This window comes from Paenibacillus ehimensis NBRC 15659 (assembly GCF_004000785.1).
In the GTDB taxonomy this organism is placed as follows: Bacteria; Bacillota; Bacilli; order Paenibacillales; family NBRC-103111; genus Paenibacillus_G; species Paenibacillus_G ehimensis.
The window spans coordinates 13,587-33,963 of sequence record NZ_BILX01000006.1 but is presented as its reverse complement, the minus strand read 5'-3'; the positions used below and the strand labels follow the sequence as shown (position 1 = coordinate 33,963).

The following is a 20,377-nucleotide window of genomic DNA, read 5'->3' as shown; positions in this document are numbered from 1 at the left end:
CCATATTATAAAAAATCAGCTCATCAATTGCCTTGTGCGATTTATGAGCTTTTTTCTATAATCAGGATATTGCTCATGTAGTTTCAAGCGTGGGGAATACCTAGAGGCTCCGAAAAATAAATCATTTAGCCTCTTAAACCGGGAAAAAACTGGACATACTGTTTTTCGTAGGAACCCGGTGGAGATAAAAAATATAATCGAAAATTTTTTTGGTCAGAAGGACTTGGCTTCTCGCCGTCCGACACCTTTACGCCGATCCCGTAAGGATCTGATTGGCATTAAAAGATTAGCTGCATGCCGTTCCGCTTACCGAAAACCGTCTGCGCTGCGGCATGCGGATTTTTGCTTTTCGCGCCTCAGCCGTCTTGTATTGCCGATTGATCGTGGTATATAGTAGAACATGCAATACAGTTGGGAACGAAGGAGCAAGCCATGGCAACCATACACGATGTCGCAAAGAAAGCCGGCGTATCAGTTACGACAGTTTCCCGCGTACTGAATAACCGGGGATATATCAGTGAAGAGACGCGGCGCAAAGTCTACCGTTGCATGGAGGAATTGAATTACCAACCGAACGACATCGCTCGCTCTCTACTGCGCAAGCAATCTAATTTGATCGGACTGATCATCCCGAACGTTTCGCATCCTTTTTTTGCCGAGCTGGCGAATCATATCGAATACCACGCATACCAGAGAGGAAGCAAAATCCTGCTGTGCAACTCACAGCTCGATCCGGTCAAGGAGCAGGACTATATCGACATGCTCAAGCGGAACCGGGTGGACGGGATTATCATGGGCAGCCATACGCTGGAAGTCGACGTCTACCGAAATCTGGGCGGAAAAATCGTCACCTTCGACCGCCAGATCGACGTGAGCATTCCCTACATTTCTTCCGATAATTACATGGGTGGACAGCTTGCGACCCGCCTGCTCATCCGCAAGGGCTGCCGGAAAATAGCACATATTTGCGGCAACCTGAAGCTGAATATGCTGTCGAACAGACGCACGTCCGCCTTTATCGACGAAGTGCAGCAGCACAATATCGAGCATATAATCGTGCAAACGGACATGAACGTATTCGACCAGAAGCAATATGAGCGGATCATTAGGCGACTGTTCGAGGAGCATCCGGACATAGACGGCATTTTCGCAACGAGCGACATTATCGCCACTTTTGCTGTGAAAATCTGTCACAAGCTCAAGCGAAGAGTTCCCGAGGATGTCCGCATCGTTGGATACGACGATGTCAATGCGGCGAGCTGGCTCGTCCCAGCGCTCACCACCGTGCGGCAACCGCTGGAAGAGATGGCCCGATCGGCGGTAGATATGATCTGCAGGCAGGAAGAAGAACGAAACCGTGAGCAAGCATGTGTCTTACCGGTGGAGTTGGTGGAGAGGGAAACGACGTAATAACCTCTGTGGAGCACACCTCGAACTATCGCTCCTTCTTTGGTTCATTGGAAGATTAATGTCCGAAAATAATAAATTATTAGACCTCCATGCCGCGTTAGCGCGGTATGGATGCCTAATGATTTTTCTGCTAGCTTATCAACCATTATCGACATTATATATCAAAGGTTTGACATGACAATCCTTTGACATATATAATGTCGAGGAAAGCGATCTTATCTGTCTGAGCAGAGAATTCACTCATGAGGAAACAACTGGTATCCACTGCACTTTCTCTTTCGGTATTGCTCACGGCCAGCTTGTAGCAACAACAGCACGTACGACGAAACAACACATGCAACGCAGAAGTCCGCAGAAAGCACTTCCGTGAGCAAAGATGTGAAGATAATACTACTCAACACCAAAGGCGAAATTCAGACACGGCTCAAGGAAGCGGCCAAGACGTTCCATCAAGACCATCCGGACATTTCAGCTGAAATCTTGGAAAACGGTACCAGGTATCTGTTTGAGAGGGCTTCAGCAGATGTTTTTCAAGTTCATATTGCCGGTTTCGATGCCGACAACGGTGACCATCTCCATCTTGAACGTGCTATGTATTTGGAATGATTTTCTTCTGCCGTTCCTCGTTCGGACTAAGAAGACGTCGCGGACACTTCCGCTGTCCACGTGTTAGTTCTTCGGGACTTTCACGGTGAATTACGTTCCGCTGATGGCGAGTCTGCTTTTGAATGTTCTACCGATCGCCATAGTCTTTTTAATTGCACAGAAATACATGATTCAAGGTATCATGCAGGATCGGTAAAATGACGAAGGAGGTAATTCTAATGGCCCATTTTGGGTTGGACGAACGCATAATGCTGCCGAACCGGCGAAACGATATTTTGACGGTCGGGGAGCTTCTGGTCGACATGATCTCCACGGATTACGACGCGGATCATGAAAGTTTCCAATACCAAAAATTTTTCGGAGGGTCGCCCTCCAATATCGCGTTGAACGCGAGAAAACTGGGTGTTCGTACGCTTGTTGCAGCCTCGGTGGGCGAAGATGGATTCGGGAAGTTTCTGATCGATCGATTGCGGAATGCCGGTATTGGCACCGATTGTGTGCAAGCGGTTGACGTCTCTACAAGTCTTGTGGTCGTCAACAAGAGCCAATCGACGCCGATCCCCATTTTCTATCGCGGAGCGGATTACCATCTGGGGTATAACGCACAGCTGGAGGAAGCCTTGTTCAACTCCAACATCGTTCACTTCTCGTGCTGGCCCATCTCCAGATTACCAGCCCGCCATACGATCGAACGCGTGGTGGAATCGGCAAAAAAGCATGGGGCAATAATCGGCTTCGACCCCAACTACCATCCGATGATCTGGCAGCGGGGAGAAGATGGCGTTGCGTATGTCAAGGCTATGATCGCCAAGGCGGATATCGTCAAGCCTTCCGAAGACGACGCGGAAAGATTGTTCGGCCAAGACACCCCTGCCCGTCAAATCGAGAAATTTCTCAAGCTCGGTGCCAAGCTGGTCATTTTAACCTTGGGCAAGGACGGCGCAATCGTATCGAACGGGAAAGAAACGATTTCTTTTGGAACGCGGGCAACCGAAGTCGTGGATACAACGGGGGCGGGAGACGCGTTCTGGTCCGGTTTTTATGCCGCTGTGGTTAAAGGGTATACGATTAGGGAATCGCTGTCCCTCGGCTTCGCGGTCAGCGCCTATAAACTAAGATTTACCGGCGCGATCGTTGATTTGCCGGAACTTGAAGCAATCAAGGACATGTATGGTGTACAGGAGGAATGGATATGACCGTTAAAAACCAAGTACAGTTGATCACGTATCCCGATTCCATGGGAGGAGACTTAAAGGCGCTTCGGCATGTGCTTTATACGTACTTTCGCGACGTTTTCAAAGGAGGGGTTCACATCCTTCCGCCGTTTCCTTCATCAGGCGATCGGGGATTCGCCCCGTTGACCTATTTGGAAATCGAGCCGAGTTTCGGTACCTGGGACGATATCCGGGCAATCGGAGAAGAGTTCGACGTCTTGGTCGATTTGATGGTGAACCACATCTCCAAGCAGTCCGTCTACTTCCAGGATTTCCTGCGTAAAGGAAGGCGCTCCGAATACGCGGATCTGTTTATTACGCTGGATAAGCTTTGGGAAAACGGGAAACCGGTTCAAGCGGATATCGACAAAATGTTCCTAAGGCGTCCCTTGCCCTATTCTACATTTACAATCGATGAAACCGGCGGGGAAGAAAAGATATGGACGACGTTCGGCAAGACGGACCCTTCCGAGCAGATCGATCTGGATATTCGCTCGGAGATGACGAAGAGGCTACTAGCCGAATTCTTCATGAATTTCAAGAAGAATAATGTCAAGATCGTCAGGCTGGACGCGGTCGGTTACGTGATCAAGAAGCTGGGAACTAGCTGTTTCTTCGTTGAGCCGGACATTTATAAGTTTCTGGACTGGGTCATGGAGCTTGCCAAAGCTTGCGAAATCGAGCTGCTTCCCGAAGTGCATTCGCATTACTCGATTCAATATAAGCTGGCCGAATACGGCTGTTGGATCTACGATTTTATTTTACCTTACCGGATTTTGGATACGCTTATAAACAAGAACAGCGAGGCGTTGATCGATTATCTGAAGACCCGTCCGCACAAGCAGTTCACGATGCTGGACTGCCACGACGGAATCCCCGTAAAACCGGATTTGGACGATTTGATCAATACGAAAGAAGCCAGGAGATTGGTGGATGTTTGTGTCGAGCGAGGCTCGAATCTCAGCCTCATCCTCTCGGACGAGCATAAAGCCCCGGACGGCTTCGATGTGCATCAGATTCGATGCTCCTATTACTCGGTCCTCGGTTGCGACGACGACGCTTACTTGGCGGCCAGGGCCATTCAATTTTTTGCACCCGGCGTTCCTCAGGTTTACTACGTGGGCTTGTTGGCCGGAGAGAACGATTACGAGAGGGTCAAGCAAACGGGAGAAGGCCGCGAGATCAACCGTCACAACTATACTCTGGACGAGATTGAGCAGTCGCTTCGCAAAGATGTCGTCCAACGACTGCTGAAGCTGATTCGCTTCCGGAACGATTATGATGCGTTTAACGGCGAATTCAGTGTGGAAGATAGTGTGCAGAGCGAAATTCGCTTATGCTGGCGAAAAGGGGATCGAAGCTGCCATTTGCACGTCGATATGAAGACGAATAAGTCCGTCATCGAATATGTCGATGACGACGGGAAGCTCGCTCAATATTGGGTATAGTGGGTAGATTGCCCACATTGGTGCCGCATCAGGGACATGAGTGACTTAAAGGGTATACGGTTTCCAATCAAACATAATGAGGTTGCCATGGGCAGCCTCATTATGTTTTTGGGCGCTAAGCTCTGTTTGGGATATCTATGAGTCGTTCAATCGATGAACTGATGGCTCGGCTCAGAGCGCTAGGACGGCGAAGTTTTACCCCCCTGCTGGAAGAGATATGCCGGATAGGCGAACTGGAACTACATCGCACAAGCCATCTTGTCGTCTGCGGTGAACAGCAGGTGCAACTATCGCCCAAGGAGTTCCAACCCTGGATTTGTTGCTTTGCGAAAAAATGACTGTTGAAATGAACACAGGAGGACTTTCATGATTTACCTTGCATTTTTCATATTTATTGTTACGTTGGTTCTCGTGATCTGGCAGCCGAAGGGATTAAAGATCGGTTGGTCGGCTATGGGTGGATCAATACTTTCCCTTATTTTTGGTATCGTAAGCATTGAAGATGTAAGAGACGTCACACTAATCGTATGGAATGCGACATTGACATTCGTTGCGATTATTCTGATCTCACTTATTTTAGATGAAATTGGTTTTTTTGAATGGGCTGCGCTACATGTAGCGCGAATCGCTCGAGGCAATGGCACATTGATGTTCGTTTACGTCATCCTGCTTGGAGCTGCCGTGGCTGCATTTTTTGCGAACGATGGTGCAGCACTGATTCTAACCCCGATTGTTTTAGCGATGGTCCGCGCTTTAAAGTTCGATGAACGTATGGTCCTGCCATTTATCATGGCAAGCGGTTTTATCGCAGATACCACATCCCTTCCTCTTGTGGTTAGTAATTTGGTGAATATTGTTTCTGCTGACTATTTTGATATCGGGTTTGTCGAGTACGCAAGTCGAATGATTATACCCAATTTCTTTGCATTAGGAGCCAGTATCTTCGTCCTTTATTTGTTTTTTCACAAAAGCATACCGAAGCAATATGACGTGATGCAATTAAAACAACCTCACCAAGTAATCAAGGATAGTAAGCTGTTCAGATTATCCTGGGGGGTTCTCACTGTACTGTTTATTGCATATTTGCTTAGCGAGTTTATTCAGGTCCCCGTCTCAATTGTTGCAGGAGTTGTGGCAATAATTTTGATTTTAGCCGCAAGACGTAGTTCAGCTATTCAAACAAAACGGATCATAAAAGAAGCTCCGTGGACAATCGTCGTGTTTTCCATCGGAATGTATGTCGTCGTTTACGGATTAAGAAATGTTGGATTAACGGATGCTCTAAGTAAGGTCACTCAAGCCGTCGCAGACAGTGGTTTATTTGCAGCAACTGTGGGGACCGGTTTTATTGCGGCTATTTTATCGTCCATTATGAATAACATGCCGACCGTCATGATTAACGCTCTAGCCATAAAAGGGACGGAAACAGAAGGAATCATACGTGAGGCGCTGATCTATGCCAATGTCGTCGGTTCCGATTTGGGGCCAAAGATCACGCCAATTGGCTCCTTGGCAACCTTGCTTTGGCTTCATGTGTTATCTACCAAAAACGTCAAGATCAGTTGGGGCAATTATTTAAAAATCGGCATAATCCTGACTGTGCCAACGCTGTTCATCGCCCTTACAGGTCTTTATTTCTGGTTGTATGTTATTCAGACTCTCCACATAAATGTATGGTTATGCATCATAGCATTTATCTTTCTGCTTACAGTAGTCGCAATGATCGTAAAAACTGTATTCTGGACGAAGTTTCCATGGATGAAGTTGCGAGGTTAAATTGTGAAAAATGAAGGCATTGAAGTGGTTATGGCACAAAACTCACCCCTCCCTAAATCCTTGTAACAACAAGGATTGATATTTGCCACTTGAATCCCTTCACCGCAGCCACGATCCCGAGGTACAGAAGCAGCTGGCCGATACTTTTAGCAGCGCGGATGGTTGGGAACCAAGCGGCAGCTTCAGGCGAGGAAGGCGACCGAAGATAGATCTGCCAAATTCATATGCCTGCTGGTCCAAAGGCCGTGTTAGCCGGCCACGATGGACCTGTTTTTCCCCGATTTCTTAGCCTGATACAGCGCATGATCGGCCCGCTGAAACAGGATTTCTGCAGATTCGGCATGTGTTGGGTAATGGGCGATCCCCGAAGAGACCGTTATCGGGATTCCAAGGGGATTCTCCACGGTTTCAATGGCTGTGCGCACCCGCTCCGCCGTACTCCAAGCGTCCGATACGGTAGTGAGCGGAAGAAGCGCGACGAATTCTTCCCCGCCATAACGGCAGCATATGTCGTTGGAGCGTACGGATGAAGTGAGGACCCGGGCCAAATGCTTCAATACCTCGTCACCGGCCTGATGACCGTAGGTATCGTTGATGGACTTGAATCGGTCGATATCTATCACGATCAGGGCGAAGGGCTGCCGCATTTCCGTCCATTGTCTCATGATGGACCCAAACGTTCTGCGGTTCGTTAACCCCGTTAAAGAATCGGTCATGGCGGCATGAGTCAGTTGCTCAGTTTGCTTTTGCAAATCACTTAGTGCTATGGAAATCGTCCGGGTCAGCAAATCCGCTTCCCAATTCCAGTGACGCTTGATGTCCGGAAGAACGATTTTATCGCTCCCGCCGAGTCTGCCGACCAGATTAGCCAAAGCTACGAACGGACCGGCTAAGCGACGGGCAACCCATATGGCCGTGATCATCAATACGACAAATGGAGCCAGAGTATAAACAAGAATTGTACGAATATTGCGGTTCAATTGCCCGTACACCACACTGACGGGAGACTGAACGACAACTCCCCAGCCGTTTTCCTGGACGAGGGCATAGCCGGCAAGAAAGGCGGCTCCTTGCGCGTTGACAACCTGATCATACCCGCTTTGGCCTTGAAGAACTTTCTGGACGGCCTGATTGGCGGTGCTATCGGTGCCGATTCGGGATTTGTCCGGATGGAACAATACATGACCGTTGGAGCTCACGATGTAAAAGTACGAGCCGTCGCTATTGCGGTTATGCATGCCGAACATCATATTCAAAACGTTATCTTCCTGCAGATAAAGACTGCCGCCGATAAAACCGCGATAATCTCCGTCCTTGTCGAAAAGCGGTTCACTCATAAAAATGATAAGACGTCCGGTAGCCGAGGTGTAGGGCTTGGATATATAAGGCTTTCTTGATGCCAACGCTTCTTTAGTCGCTTCCATAGCGATGTACGTTCCGGCCGTGCCGACGGAGGGCGGATCCACACTGCGGACGAGGCCCGTTTCGTCCACGACGGCGATGGAGTTGAAAAAGTGGCTGCCGAGACGCAGCGATTCAAGCTGCTTCTGCATTTCTTGTACGTCCGATAGATCGCCAGCCGCGATACGGGCGCCTGTATAGGCCAGGCCAGACCGCATCGATTTGAATAAGGAATCGATGGAACGGCTCATTTTGGTCGCGGCCGAATAATTCAACGCAAAGGTCGTTTCGAATAACGACTGCTTGTTGGATTGATAAGACGCGAGAAGCAGAATCGTTAAGGTAAGCGCCACGGAAAGGGAGACCAACCCGGTCAAAAGGGTGGCAAGATTGATTTTTTTCTTTTTGGTGAAACGGCTCCCGAGCAGTCCGGACATGGTATTCCCCTCCTTTATCTCAACGGATGATTCCCCTTAATTTTCGACATCGTTCAGATTATTCCTTTTCCAAGGATCGATTCTTGGGATTGCTTTTTTATTTTGTCTATTTCGATTAGACCTCGTGTTAAAAATATCGCCATAGGAAACTCGTGTGAGGAGATTTGTCAAAAGCGAAGCCATGCAAATTTCGCCCTGACAACGGCCATTGGCGCCGAAATCAAAGTATATCCGTTTCATGGAGACTATTTTCGCATGGGGCTTGGCGCGAGTACGTTTTTGTTCTTCCTGCTGCTTATGCGCGACTTGCCTTACCTCTAGATCGGAAGAAACGGTCTTCGTTGTTTCTGATACAGGATGCGGTATTCGGGAAGCACACCGCAGCAAATTATTTTTCAACCGGGATTTACGACAAAATATAACGACGAAAACGGGGGAACCGCAGCCGGGAGCGGACTATCGCACGTGCGCGAGATCGTCCATTCGCTGGATGGAGAGATCGCAATCGGCTCTTCCGAAGAAGGCATCGGCACGACCTTTATCGTGCGGCTTCGACCTGCAAAATAAGAAGTGTTTCCACGGTCGTGTAGATTTTTATATTTTTTAGTAGTCGAGATGTTATTTTCAAAGTGTGCTTGGTTTATTGGAAACTATTGGATACCTGCCGTTTCCGGCCGAAGGAGTGAAAGCGTTATCGAGGCAAACGAATCCATCGTGACCGGAAGGGGAGATCGCTCGCCGATTGAAAAACGTTTAATTAACGCGTGACGGGGTTGGTTAATATGGATATGACGAGCGTATGCGATAGAACTACGGAGTTGAATGATTGGGTGGAGCGGTATCGGTCTTATGCCGCCCTCGGGAGCTGTGCCGATTACATTCCCGCTTTGCGGAAGGCTGATCCGTCCCAATTAGGCATTTGCATGATTGGGGCAGACGGCACGATCGTAAAAGCAGGAGAGACCGAGTCGCCCTTTACGATCCAAAGCATTTCCAAAGTCATCGGATTTATGGCTGCTTGCTTGAGCTACGGCATCGAGGCCGTGCTGGAATATGTAGACGTCGAGCCTACCGGAGACGCTTTCAACTCGATGATTCGATTGGAGCTTCACAAGCCGGGCAGGCCTTTTAATCCCATGATTAATGCCGGAGCCATTACCATAGCCTCCATGCTGCCGGGATCGACCGCAGAATCCAAGCTTGAGGTGATAACGGCTTTGCTGGAAGCTTTAACGGGAAAAAGCCTGACTTGCAACCAAGAGGTGTTTCAGTCCGAATGGCAAACGGCGCATCGCAATCGAGCGCTGGCGTATTGCCTCAAGGAAATGAATTGTCTGCAATCCGACGTGGAAGTAGCGCTGGAGGTTTATTTGAAACAATGCTCAGTTGAAGTAACCGTGGAAGATTTGGCCAGAATCGGGATGATCCTCGGGTGCGACGGTTACGATCCTTTGCGGAAGGAGCAATTGGTAGCGAAGGATATCGTTCGCATCACGAAAGCTTTGATGCTGACATGCGGAATGTACAACGCTTCGGGGAAATTTGCGGCTTTTGTCGGGGTACCGGCCAAAAGCGGCGTTTCCGGAGGAATGATGGCAGCGGTCCCGCCTCGCGCGAAATCGAGAGAGCTCCCTTTTCCCGACGGATGCGGGATCGGCATCTATGGCCCCGCCATCGATAAGTATGGCAACAGTACGGCGGGTCATATGCTTTTAAAGCATATCGCCCAAGCGTGGGATTTAAGCGTCTGTTAACCGACCATAGGAGGCTGTGCCTTCGTGAGCGACACTGACATTGGAGAGGCGAAGTCATGAGGTTTTTCATTGTAGACGATGACCCTGCGGTGCGTCTCATGCTGGCGCAAATGATTGAAGATGAGGGTCTCGGGCAAGTCGTGGGCGAAGCGGAAGACGGAGCAACGATCGATGCGCAATCGATCATCATGAATCAAGTGGATATTCTTTTTGTCGATTTCCTCATGCCGAACCGGGACGGAATCGAGACGGTTCGCGCCATGTTGCCCGTGTTTTTGGGAAAGATCATTATGCTTTCCGAGGTTGGCTCGAAAGAAATCGTCAGCCGTACTTACTCGTTAGGCATCGAATATTACGTCCTGAAGCCGATAAACCGGCTTGAGCTTGTAGCGATCGTTAAAAAAGTAATGGAAAGCATGCTGCTTGAAGCGTCGATTCAAACGATCCGACAATGGATAGATGATCTTTCTCCGTATCATATAAGCGAAAATGAGACTCAGCAGTCAGGGGAGACATCTATCCTTACTTGCGGCCATTATCTGTTATCGGAACTGGGCATTATGGGGGAAAGTGGAACCCGAGACTTGTTGGATATGCTGGAGTATTTATTCGAATGGGAATCCGATCGCATGTTAAAGGATGAATTTCCGGCTTTAAAGGACGTCTTTTGGCAAATCGCGTTGAAAAAACTCGGGGACCGATCCGTTCACTCCGCGCTCATTCAAAAAGAAATCAATGCGGCTGAACAGCGTGTGCGGAGAGCGATATCTCATGCGTTAAGTCATCTCGCATCCTTAGGCATCGCGGATTATACCAATCCCAAGTTTGAAAATTATGCCATGAAATTTTTCGATTTTATAGAAGTCCGAAAAAGAATGATCGAACTTGAAGAAGATCGAAGGTCCAACGTAACCTATAAAATCAATACGAAAAAATTCGTTCAAGTCTTGTATTTGGAAGCGAAGCAAATGATGGCGACATTGAACTGACTCCCAAAGAATACCCGATGTCGACAAGACCGTTCTGAACGAGCAGGTGATCAAGCCCTTAATGCGGGAACGGGGGCTTTACCATGATCCCATATAAGCTTGGACCGATCTGGACGATATTTCCGGCTCCGGCTATATTGAACAGCTCATCGAGGATTATAAGTACTCTCCGTTTCCGCAGATGCAAAACACAGAACGTCCCGATCGGGTAGCGGGCGCTTTATTGCAGGGCCGTATCGCCTTGTTGGTAGACGGGACTCCCTTTGCCTTGAAAGAGTTGCTAAACCGGAAGGTCTCCGACAGAGAGATCTTTTTTGTGTGCGGAATGGTAAGTGAAATCAGTTTCGGTGTATATTGATCGGTACGGAGGAGACACTGGCGAACGATTGTTGACTTCATGGTCAAGAATTGATATCATGGCGCTATGAGCAGACCAAGAGAATTTGATGTCGATCGTGCACTGCACCAGTCTATGGAAGTGTTCTGGACAAAAGGCTTTAAGTCGACTTCCTTTGAGGATTTGACCCGTACGACGCGGGTTAAGAAGCAAAGCTTGTATTGCGTATTTGAGGATAAGCGGGACTTGTTTTTAAAGGCGTTGGCGCTGTATCGCGAACAGAGTATATCCGTGCTGGAAGAACTGGCCTCTCGGGAGGAAGTGTCCCCCTTGAAAAAGCTGGAGGCCATACGCCATGCTAAGCTGTGTCAAGGCAACGAAACCATTCGTAGAGGATGTCTCATCGTAAATTCCGCGCTGGAATTCGGAACCGACGACGAGGAAGTAACCCGCGAAATAGAGATGATGTTTGCCCAAGTCGAACAAATACTTGAGAAGATTATCCGCAGCGGTCAGGAGCAGCGGCTCATTACGACCCGCCATACCAGTAAAGAGCTTGCCGCTTATCTGAATAACGCTCTTCTCGGCGCGAAAATTATGGAGAGATCAGGTGCTTCCCGGACGCAGATCGATGCGGTCTTGCGTACGTCCTTTGCGATGCTCGAACCTTGATCTTTTTTTTACGAAGTTATTGACTGCGTAGTCAATAAAGGATTTGGTTGGTAAGGAATGGATGATATAAGGGAGATTGGGAGAGATTAAAGGAGGTGGTTATCCGGGATTATCCAAGTAAATGAATGAAAATCCGAATTCAAGCTGTTGACTATAACTCTTTAAACGCTAATGACAACATGTGGGATTATTTACATAAGTCAATCCAATCTAATTAAATTTGGAGGTTATTATGAGTTATTCTCAATCTGTTCAGGCCTTGTTCGAACCGTTCACAAGCGGAACTATGAGTCTGCCTAATCGTATCGTGATGGCGCCGATGACCCGGCAGTTTTCCCCGGACGGCGTGCCGGGTTCGGATGTGGCCGCTTATTACCGCCGCAGAGCCGAAAACGGTGTCGGACTTATCGTGACGGAAGGTACATTGGTCCATCATCCGGATGCGTCCAATCAACCCAACGTACCGCATTTCTATGGCGAAGCCGCATTAAACGGTTGGGCAAACGTAGTGACTGAGGTCCACGAGGCGGGCGGACGGATCATACCGCAGATTTGGCATATGGGAGCACGAGGCCATGTAGGCGATTATTCGGAATCGGACATCGCCGCAATCGTCCAAGCCTTCGCACAGGCGGCATCCGAAGCCAAGCGGCTTGGCTTCGACGGCATCGAGCTCCACGGTGCGCATGGATATTTGATCGACCAATTCTTCTGGGAGAAAACCAATACGCGAACCGACAGCTATGGCGGCGACATGCTTGCGCGTACCCGCTTTGCAGTGGAGGTTATCGAAGCCTGCCGCCGTGCCGTCGGACCGGAATTCCCGATCGTGCTGCGTTTCTCGCAATGGAAAGCGAGTGACTATACAGCGAAATTGGCTGAGACGCCGGCGCTGCTGGAACAGTTCTTGGCGCCCTTAGTCGATGCGGGCGTTGATATTTTCCACTGCTCCACGCGCCGCTTCTGGGAGCCGGAGTTCGAAGGCTCTGATCTGAATCTGGCCGGTTGGACCAAAAAATTGACAGGGAAACCGACGATTACGGTCGGATCGGTTGGTCTGGATGTCGATTTTATGACTCTCTTTACCGAAGGCAAGGGAGCGAATCATTCGAACATCGACGGGTTAATCGAGAGGCTGGAGCGTCAAGAATTTGATCTGGTAGCCATAGGCCGGGCATTATTGGTGGACCCTGCTTGGGCAAACAAGATCCGCGACGGCCGGACAGCCGAATTGGTCCCCTTTACGTCCGAGGCAGTGAAAACACTTTATTAATAGCACAGCAAAAACGGCAATCCGAAGGAGGCGCTGCTTCCCGGATTGCCGTTTTTCAGGCTTGCTACGGATCAAGAAGGATAAAGGATGATGTTATGGTACATCGTCTTTTGATCCGTTTTATTCGTATAGATATGGCTTTGGTCCGCCGTAAACCGAAGCGCGTCCCCCACCTTCAGCGTATAGGTCTTCTGCTGGATCGTGATGTCCAGCTCCCCCTGCATCATCAAAATGTACTCTTCGATCCCCTCGTTATGCGGCTCCGAAATATGGGTGCAGTTCGCTTCCATTTCGACCGTATAAATTTCAAAGCGCTTTTGCTGGTCGAACGGAACGAGCGGGAATGCCCGGTACCGGCCCTCTTCCTCCACAAAAGGCTCCAAATTCTCAAAGCGGAAATGCGTCACCTTGGCCGGCTCTTCTTCAATCAGCGACGTAAACGAGATGCGCAGCCCGTTCACGATTTTCCACAGGATCGAGATCGTCGGGTTCGAATCGCCGCGTTCGATTTGTCCGAGCATCGCTTTGCTGACCCCCGTCAGCTCCGCGACTTGGTCGAGGCTCAGCGAGCGGGCTTTGCGGATGGCCTGAAGGCTTTTGCCGATTTTCTTATGAATTTGTTCGTGCTCCATGATATCCTCCCATGCTGCTTTACTACTCTCCATTATAAACGAACGGCGGTCTCGCACAACGTTTCTGCAGGGACTTGCCGGCGGGAAGAAAAAATTTTTTCTAGGTGCCGCTTCAACCTATGTACAATATCACGTACATATGTATAATATAATGTAAGTACATCATAGCGCACAATGGTTTATTATATTATACAACATCCGGCGGAGGGATGCACGATGGGAACAACGATGATAGGGCTTGTCAAGGAAAAGCGGGCGTTCGGCGCGGTACTGAAGGAGGTTCCCGTTCCGGTGTGCGGTCCCGATGAAGTGCTGGTCCGGGTGAAAGCGACTTCAATCTGTGGTACGGATTTACATATTTACCAATGGGACGCCTGGGCAGAACAGACCGTCGTTACGCCCAACGTATTCGGCCATGAATTCGCGGGCGTCGTAGAAGCCGTAGGCAGCCGCGTCACGAACGTGAAGCTCGGGGACCGCATCTCGGCGGAAGGGCATATCGTCTGCGGGGTCTGCAAGGCCTGCCGGACCGGCAATGCGCACGTCTGCCCGAACACGAGAAGCTTCGGCATTACGGCACCGGGCTGCTTTGCGGACTACGCCGTCGTCAAAGCGACCAACGTGATTCACAACGATCCGCAGCTGCCCTTCGAGCTGGCTTGCTTGCAGGACCCGCTGGGCAACGCCGTACAGACGGTGCTTTCCGGCGATATCGTCGGCAAGTCGGTGGCTGTCATCGGCACCGGACCGATCGGCTTGATGGCGGTAGCGGTAGCCAAGGCGTGCGGAGCGGGCACGGTGATGGCGGTGGACGTAAACGCTTACCGCTTGGGACTGGCCCGCACGATGGGAGCGGACGTGACGATCAACAGCAAGGAGACGTCCATGGTGGAGGCGATTATGCGGCATACCGGCGGGGAAGGAGCGGAGGTGGTGCTGGAAATGTCCGGCCACCCGGACGCGATCCGCGGAGGCTTCGAAGCGGCGGCACCGGCAGCCCGCGTCTCGCTGCTGGGCATTCCGACCCGGGAGGTTTCGCTGGACCTGTCGCGGCATATTATTTTCAAGGGGCTTCGCATCGAAGGCATCACCGGCCGGCGCATGTACCAGACCTGGTACCAGCTCAAGGGCTTGCTCGACCGGGCGCGGATCGATCTGAAGCCGCTCGTCTCGCACACGTTTACGCTGGATCAGTACGAGGAAGCTTTTGCGCTCGCGGCTTCCGGCCAATGCGGCAAAATCGTATTTCATCACGACACGGATACACAATCAACCAATAAGGGGGAGCTAGTTCATGGCCAATTGGAACTCACTGCGGGATGAATTGGAGCAAGCGAAGCGGGAAGGACGGTATCGTCCGATTACGGTCTGGGAGAGCCGCTCGGGCACTTGGATGACCTTGAACGGCCGTCGGCTGCTGCAGATGTCTTCGAACAATTATCTGGGGCTGACCGATCACCCGGACTTGAAGGAAGCGGCCATTCGGGCCATCGAGCAGTACGGCGTCGGCAGCGGCTCGGTGCGCACTATTACGGGCACGCTCGACATTCACGACCGGCTGGAGCAGGAGCTGGCCCGGTTTAAAGGGACGGAAGCGGCGCTCGTGTTTCAATCCGGATTTACGACAAATCAAGGCGTGCTTTCGTCCATCCTCGGTCCCGACGATGTCGTCATCAGCGACGAGCTGAACCATGCCAGCATCATCGACGGCATCCGGCTGACGAAGGCGCACCGGAAAATTTTCGCTCATAAAGATATGGACCAGCTGGAAGCCGTGCTCAAGGAAAGCGCAGGGTTCAAAAAGCGTGTTGTCGTGACGGACGGCGTCTTCAGCATGGACGGCGATATTGCCCCGCTGCCGCACATTGTGGAATTGGCGGAGAAATACGACGCCTTCGTCTACGTCGACGACGCCCATGCGAGCGGTGTGCTCGGCAAGAACGGCAAAGGCTCGACCGACCATTTCGGGCTGCACGGGCGGGTACACATTCAAGTGGGCACGCTGTCCAAGGCCGTCGGCGCGGTCGGAGGCTACGTCGCGTGCGAGCAGGTATTGAAGGATTATCTGATTCATAAAGCGCGTCCGTTTCTGTTCAGCACGTCGCAGACGCCTGCGGTGGCGGCTACCTGCCTCGCCGCGATTGAAGTGCTCAAGCAAAGCGACGAGCTGATCACGAAGCTGTGGGCGAACGCCTCGTACTTCCGCTCGAAGGTGCAGGCGCTCGGATTCGATACGGGCGGGAGCGAGACGCCGATCGTCCCGGTCATCGTGGGCGATCCGGCGAAGACAATGCGCTTCTCCGACCTGCTGCTGGAGGAAGGCATCTTCGCGCAAGGTATCGTCTATCCGACTGTTGCGATGGACAAAGGCCGGGTGCGCTTTATCGTGACCGCCGGACATACGCAGGAGGATCTCGATTTTGCGTTGAACGCGCTGGAGCGTGCGGGCAAGCAATTGGGATTGCTGGGATAAAAGGGAACAAGCAAGCGGCCGCCTCTCGTGAAGAGAAGCGGCCGCTTGTTGTTGCTATATAAGTTGAACCAAAGATTGGGAAACTATGGTAAGGAAAAACGTACCTGCTTGTCGAATAAGTAATGAAACATGAACAGACGGGCAGGGAATGAAGATGGGAAACACATCAAGACTTGAAGAAGTAAAGCAAGTCTGCCCTTTGGGGCAAAATCCATTTGAATTCGCAAGACTTAAGTCACTTATGATTATACGTAAGACAATCCTATCGAAACCACGATCCCTACAATCGCAATCCAAAATAGATACGACCGAAATAAACTCCTCGCTTTACGATCCTGCCCTTTAAATTCTGCTTGTTTTCTTGCCAAATGCCGATCAGTAAAACCTCCTGAAAAATCATTCAAATCCTCCTTATGCCAATTAGAAGGACTAAACCCGATACCGTTCACCAACAAAGAAACAATCAGCAAAGCTAAAAAAAACATAAACAATTTATCCTCGAACGTCACCATTACATCTTTATCCCCCACTATAAATTAATGTTTTTTTCATTTACTCCCGTTTTCTTACGACAATGACCATCTTAAAGAGTTGGAGAAATCATTGGCATAACATATTTTTCTGAGAGGGGTGGTGACTGAATATTATGTGCAATTTTTTTCATTATTATGGATACACTCATTGTACAAGGGCTTTGGAAATGGCTGAAATCCGGAAATCCGATTTAGATGAAGATCATTGATCGGCTCTGCGTTCGGATGGAATTAGGAAGTTTAGTAAATCATTAGTTCAATTTATATAGATGGGATGGACGGGAACATTGCTGCATTTGATTAAGGCATATTGTACTCCAAATTGGTACTATAAGATTCCATAAGCCACTCATCGCGTTTTTTTAGCTTGAGGGTATCATAGAAAGTCTCTTCCTTTTCATTTCTTATCGTTGTGACCCTAACCAATGCCTTTTTACGGCTTGTCCCCATACTTAACAAATATAAGATTTGATATCGTTTAACCTCGCCATACCAATGTCTTTCATTCATTACGGACTGGGGATTTCCATCTTCCATCATTTTGCTAATTGCAGCGTAGTCCTTTTTTATAAATGCTTGATAAAATTGGTCCAAAGCCCTCGCTGCATCTCGATTGTGAATTGAACTTGGATACAAAAAGTACAATAGAGCACAACATATTGACGCTGTTATTGCTGTAAATATCCATATTAATTTAGTGCTTTTTTTATTATAAGCTTTCATTATCCTTTCTCCTCCAAACTCATGTAGGGGATGGAGAGCAGGGGAACCTATATTTATAACGTTTATTTAATGTAAAATGTTTCTTGTTTTAAAATATTTTACTTTTTTTGAATCCTCTCTATTTCAACCCTGCCGACACGGCTTCCCAGAATCGTTGATCTTCCATACCCATAGCGTATACCGATACGCCGGCAAGCCAGTAGGTTTTGGTATATTGCGTCTTTTGCTTGATCGATGCCTCGTCCTCATACCAAACGACATGCTTCGATCCGTCCGTAGCCGTGTAGTGGAAATACATCGATCCCGTAACGGCATCCCGTATCGGGGTTGCTTGGGTGGAAGCAATCAGCTTGGGCATATCCTTCCATTCGATGAGTCGATTGCTTTTGTTCGCCGGATCGGACAAGTTCCAGTCGTTGCCGTACGCCGGAAGCCCCATAAGCACCTTCTCCGACGGAACATACGTGATCGCGAAGTGGAGAGAGGCTTCAATCCACGGATTGCTCGCAACCGACCCCGGATCGCTCCACACGCCATGCTCGTCGTAGGTCATCACCTGGATGACGTCGGCCGCTTTGCCCAGCTCCTCGTAATCAAAAGCGCCCGTCCACGAATCCGACGGATCGTCCTCCGACTTGGCGGGAACCGAGACCATGGTCAGGAACCCGTTCGCCTTCATTTTATAGTTTATAGCTTTAAAACGACATGCTAGAGCATCAATCGATTGAATCCTCCGGTCATTCCTTATATTTTGCACATCGAGCCTCTTGCTGAGTCGCTATTGTTGGAAATCCATGTATGCTAAAATTTATATTGAGAATGTGGCTTCACTTGCGGATATTGAGGGGGAGGGAGATAGGAGGGCGCTTTTCCATGGAACTAATGTGGATTTCCTTGTGATTGCAGGCCCCGAGGCAGAAGGTGATCAAGCCTTGGGGCCTTTCAATACGGCAAGCCTGGATTCGGTAATCCGGGAAACGAAATTGCACGTTTATATTTCAGCGATATGGAATGATTTTACGCGGCACAGGAAGGAAATCGAAAGTGCTTATGCTGTTGCCGCACCGGAGGTGACTCTGGTCATTTATTCTGCATGGGACTAACCGGGGGCGGATTATTCCGCGAAAAACCGTTCCGGAAGCTTCGCTTCCCACGCTGCGGGAGCTTCAATGCCGAGCGCCCGGACGACGACGGCCGCCGTGTCGGTAATCGTCATCGTGCCGGGAAACGAAGCGCCGCGCCCGATGCCCGGACCGACGCAGCCCCAAAAGATCGTCTTGTCCAGCGGATGATCGCTGCCGTGATCCCGCGGGTCCGCTCCGCCGCCGCCATGGTCGGATACGAGGATCAGCAAGCTGTCATCCAGAAGTCCCGTCTGTTCGAGCGCATCGAGGATAAATCCCGTATGCTCATCCGCTTCTTCGATCGCCCGCAGCTGTCCGGGCGTATTGTAGCCGTGCCGGTGACCGGCCGCGTCCGGCAAATCCAGTTGAACGTACATCAGCTTCAGTTCGGGGTGCTCCCGGATGTAAGCGGCCGCGGCCAGCGACAGGTCGCGGTCCTTCATCGATACTTTATGGACGCCGATGGACGATTCGATAATGCCGTCGTTGATCGGGGACCATGCGCTGAATGCGGCCAATACGGTGTCGGGATGCGCTTCGCGCACGGCCCGAAAGATCGACGGATACGGCGAATCGTCCGGGTACGTATGGCTGCTTGCGATTTCGTTGGTCAACCCGTGCTTGTCCGGCGCGACCCCATGCAGAAGCGATCCCCAGCATTGCGCGCTGATCGTCGGCGAAGCCGTCTGGGCCTGGAAGTCGAACGTTCCCATCCGGACGAGCCGGTCCAAATTCGGCGTATTCGCGGACGTTACGAAATTGCCTGCTCCGTCCCAGCCGATAATAATGACACGAGCGATAGGTTTCATGGATGAGCCCTCCCCTTTCGTTACGATTATCATAATCCCCGTCAGGGGAAAAAGTCAAACGAATTACAACAAAACACAACAAAATACACATTTCTATAGAAAAGAGGAACTCCAATGAGCAACAACGCTTCTATAGCCGCAGCATGGACTTCATTCGTGAGTGCCATGAATCAAAAAGCCGGTCGTTTCAACTGTTATTTAAACGGCCCGGCCTTGCCGGAGGAGATCGCTGACATCGAGCGCCAAATGGGGATGGAGCTGCCTTCGGAGCTGAAAGAGCTGTACCGGCTGAATAATGGACAGAATCACCAGTACGGTGTCATTTTCGGTTTGGATTTTTTGTCGGTGGAGGACATGTTCCGCAGATGGAGCGAGTGGAAGGAGCTGATCGAGTCGGAAGGGGACGAAGGCTTGCGGGAGCTCGGAGAGTTTTGCCAATCGCATCCGGCCGGAGTCATTCGGCCCGTCTATGCGGACACCGGATGGATTCCCGTATTTTATGACGGGGCGGGTAATGCTATCGGCTTCGACATGAACCCCGGCCCGGACGGAACGCCCGGACAGCTCATCAATTTCGGACGCGACGAGGATGACAAGTATGTGCTTGCGTCCAGCCTCGGCGAGTTTATTGACAGGCTCACCGGCCAGGTTGACAACCTTGAAGTGGAAATCGAGGAGGAAGATGAGGACGATGTATTCTTTTCACTCGACAGTCATGCCATCGACGTGTTTAAAAAAGAGGCCCGCAAGAAGCTGTAAATAAATG

Annotated in this window: 20 protein-coding genes and 2 pseudogenes; 16 read left to right on the top strand and 6 right to left on the bottom strand. The window is 50.2% G+C overall.

Annotated features, from left to right (window positions below; all coding sequences use genetic code 11):
* Positions 1-432: 432 nt before the first annotated feature.
* From PEH01S_RS05310 to PEH01S_RS05290, 6 genes and pseudogenes are all read left to right on the top strand, one after another.
* Positions 433-1,410, top strand: coding sequence for a LacI family DNA-binding transcriptional regulator (locus tag PEH01S_RS05310; protein WP_025849800.1), 978 nt, complete (start codon positions 433-435; stop codon positions 1,408-1,410).
* 366 nt (positions 1,411-1,776) lie between these two features.
* A complete protein-coding gene (locus PEH01S_RS05305; RefSeq protein WP_025849801.1) occupies positions 1,777-2,016 on the top strand; it encodes a hypothetical protein in 240 nt (79 codons plus the stop codon).
* Positions 1,931-2,212 (top strand): annotated as a pseudogene (locus tag PEH01S_RS35335) (carbohydrate ABC transporter permease); the annotation flags it as partial. The gene PEH01S_RS05305 and the pseudogene PEH01S_RS35335, both read left to right, overlap by 86 nt.
* A 22-nt stretch (positions 2,213-2,234) precedes the next feature.
* On the top strand, positions 2,235-3,212 hold the full coding sequence (locus PEH01S_RS05300; protein ID WP_025849802.1) for a carbohydrate kinase family protein: 978 nt from the start codon (positions 2,235-2,237) through the stop codon (positions 3,210-3,212).
* Positions 3,209-4,678, top strand: coding sequence for a sucrose phosphorylase (gene gtfA, locus PEH01S_RS05295; RefSeq protein WP_127484198.1), 1,470 nt, complete (start codon positions 3,209-3,211; stop codon positions 4,676-4,678). The genes PEH01S_RS05300 and gtfA overlap by 4 nt, the downstream gene beginning before the upstream one ends.
* Before the next feature lie 366 nt (positions 4,679-5,044).
* Entirely contained in the window at positions 5,045-6,454 is a 1,410-nt protein-coding gene (locus PEH01S_RS05290) for an arsenic transporter (protein ID WP_127484197.1), read from the top strand.
* Between the two features lie 248 nt (positions 6,455-6,702).
* On the opposite strand, the gene PEH01S_RS05285 is transcribed toward PEH01S_RS05290, so the two are convergent.
* Complete coding sequence (locus PEH01S_RS05285) at positions 6,703-8,292, bottom strand: sensor domain-containing diguanylate cyclase (RefSeq protein ID WP_127484196.1); 1,590 nt, start codon at positions 8,290-8,292, stop codon at positions 6,703-6,705.
* Between the two features lie 357 nt (positions 8,293-8,649).
* Here PEH01S_RS05285 and PEH01S_RS05280 point away from each other — a divergent pair, with 357 nt between their 5' ends.
* The 6 genes and pseudogenes from PEH01S_RS05280 (at position 8,650) to PEH01S_RS05255 (ending at position 13,317) form a co-directional block, all read left to right on the top strand.
* The gene (locus PEH01S_RS05280) at positions 8,650-8,859 is read left to right on the top strand and encodes an ATP-binding protein (protein WP_127484195.1); all 210 of its coding nucleotides are present in this window, start codon (positions 8,650-8,652) and stop codon (positions 8,857-8,859) included.
* A gap of 215 nt (positions 8,860-9,074) precedes the next feature.
* Positions 9,075-10,046, top strand: coding sequence for a glutaminase (locus PEH01S_RS05275; protein WP_127484194.1), 972 nt, complete (start codon positions 9,075-9,077; stop codon positions 10,044-10,046).
* Positions 10,047-10,102: 56 nt separating this feature from the next.
* A complete protein-coding gene (locus tag PEH01S_RS05270; protein WP_025849808.1) occupies positions 10,103-11,035 on the top strand; it encodes a response regulator in 933 nt (310 codons plus the stop codon).
* 106 nt (positions 11,036-11,141) lie between these two features.
* Positions 11,142-11,306, top strand: a pseudogene (locus tag PEH01S_RS05265) (spore germination protein); the annotation flags it as partial.
* Positions 11,307-11,459: 153 nt separating this feature from the next.
* A complete protein-coding gene (locus tag PEH01S_RS05260) occupies positions 11,460-12,044 on the top strand; it encodes a TetR/AcrR family transcriptional regulator (RefSeq protein WP_127484193.1) in 585 nt (194 codons plus the stop codon).
* A gap of 232 nt (positions 12,045-12,276) precedes the next feature.
* A complete protein-coding gene (locus tag PEH01S_RS05255) occupies positions 12,277-13,317 on the top strand; it encodes an NADH:flavin oxidoreductase (RefSeq protein WP_174807099.1) in 1,041 nt (346 codons plus the stop codon).
* Positions 13,318-13,388: 71 nt separating this feature from the next.
* On the opposite strand, the gene PEH01S_RS05250 is transcribed toward PEH01S_RS05255, so the two are convergent.
* A complete protein-coding gene (locus PEH01S_RS05250; protein ID WP_025849811.1) occupies positions 13,389-13,949 on the bottom strand; it encodes a helix-turn-helix domain-containing protein in 561 nt (186 codons plus the stop codon).
* 216 nt (positions 13,950-14,165) lie between these two features.
* Here PEH01S_RS05250 and tdh point away from each other — a divergent pair, with 216 nt between their 5' ends.
* On the top strand, positions 14,166-15,272 hold the full coding sequence (gene tdh / locus PEH01S_RS05245) for an L-threonine 3-dehydrogenase (protein ID WP_127484192.1): 1,107 nt from the start codon (positions 14,166-14,168) through the stop codon (positions 15,270-15,272).
* Positions 15,244-16,422, top strand: a complete 1,179-nt coding sequence (locus tag PEH01S_RS05240) for a glycine C-acetyltransferase (RefSeq protein ID WP_127484191.1) — start codon at positions 15,244-15,246, stop codon at positions 16,420-16,422. The genes tdh and PEH01S_RS05240 overlap by 29 nt, the downstream gene beginning before the upstream one ends.
* 245 nt (positions 16,423-16,667) lie before the next feature.
* On the opposite strand, the gene PEH01S_RS05235 is transcribed toward PEH01S_RS05240, so the two are convergent.
* From PEH01S_RS05235 to PEH01S_RS05225, 3 genes are all read right to left on the bottom strand, one after another.
* Complete coding sequence (locus tag PEH01S_RS05235) at positions 16,668-16,934, bottom strand: hypothetical protein (protein WP_127484190.1); 267 nt, start codon at positions 16,932-16,934, stop codon at positions 16,668-16,670.
* A gap of 321 nt (positions 16,935-17,255) precedes the next feature.
* Positions 17,256-17,678, bottom strand: coding sequence for a hypothetical protein (locus PEH01S_RS05230; protein ID WP_025849814.1), 423 nt, complete (start codon positions 17,676-17,678; stop codon positions 17,256-17,258).
* A 118-nt stretch (positions 17,679-17,796) separates the two neighbouring features.
* Positions 17,797-18,357 (bottom strand): glycosyl hydrolase family 18 protein, encoded by a 561-nt coding sequence (locus PEH01S_RS05225; protein ID WP_127484189.1) that lies wholly within the window; start codon positions 18,355-18,357, stop codon positions 17,797-17,799.
* 115 nt (positions 18,358-18,472) lie between these two features.
* Here PEH01S_RS05225 and PEH01S_RS05220 point away from each other — a divergent pair, with 115 nt between their 5' ends.
* Positions 18,473-18,781, top strand: coding sequence for a hypothetical protein (locus tag PEH01S_RS05220; RefSeq protein WP_127484188.1), 309 nt, complete (start codon positions 18,473-18,475; stop codon positions 18,779-18,781).
* 11 nt (positions 18,782-18,792) lie between these two features.
* Here the strand turns inward: PEH01S_RS05220 and PEH01S_RS05215 are convergent, their stop codons facing one another.
* Positions 18,793-19,611 carry an alkaline phosphatase family protein gene (locus PEH01S_RS05215; protein ID WP_127484187.1) on the bottom strand — a complete coding sequence of 273 codons (819 nt, stop codon included), beginning with the start codon at positions 19,609-19,611 and terminating at the stop codon, positions 18,793-18,795.
* A 114-nt stretch (positions 19,612-19,725) separates the two neighbouring features.
* Between PEH01S_RS05215 and PEH01S_RS05210 the strand changes: the two genes are divergently transcribed.
* On the top strand, positions 19,726-20,370 hold the full coding sequence (locus PEH01S_RS05210; protein WP_127484186.1) for an SMI1/KNR4 family protein: 645 nt from the start codon (positions 19,726-19,728) through the stop codon (positions 20,368-20,370).
* The last annotated feature ends 7 nt before the right edge of the window (positions 20,371-20,377 follow it).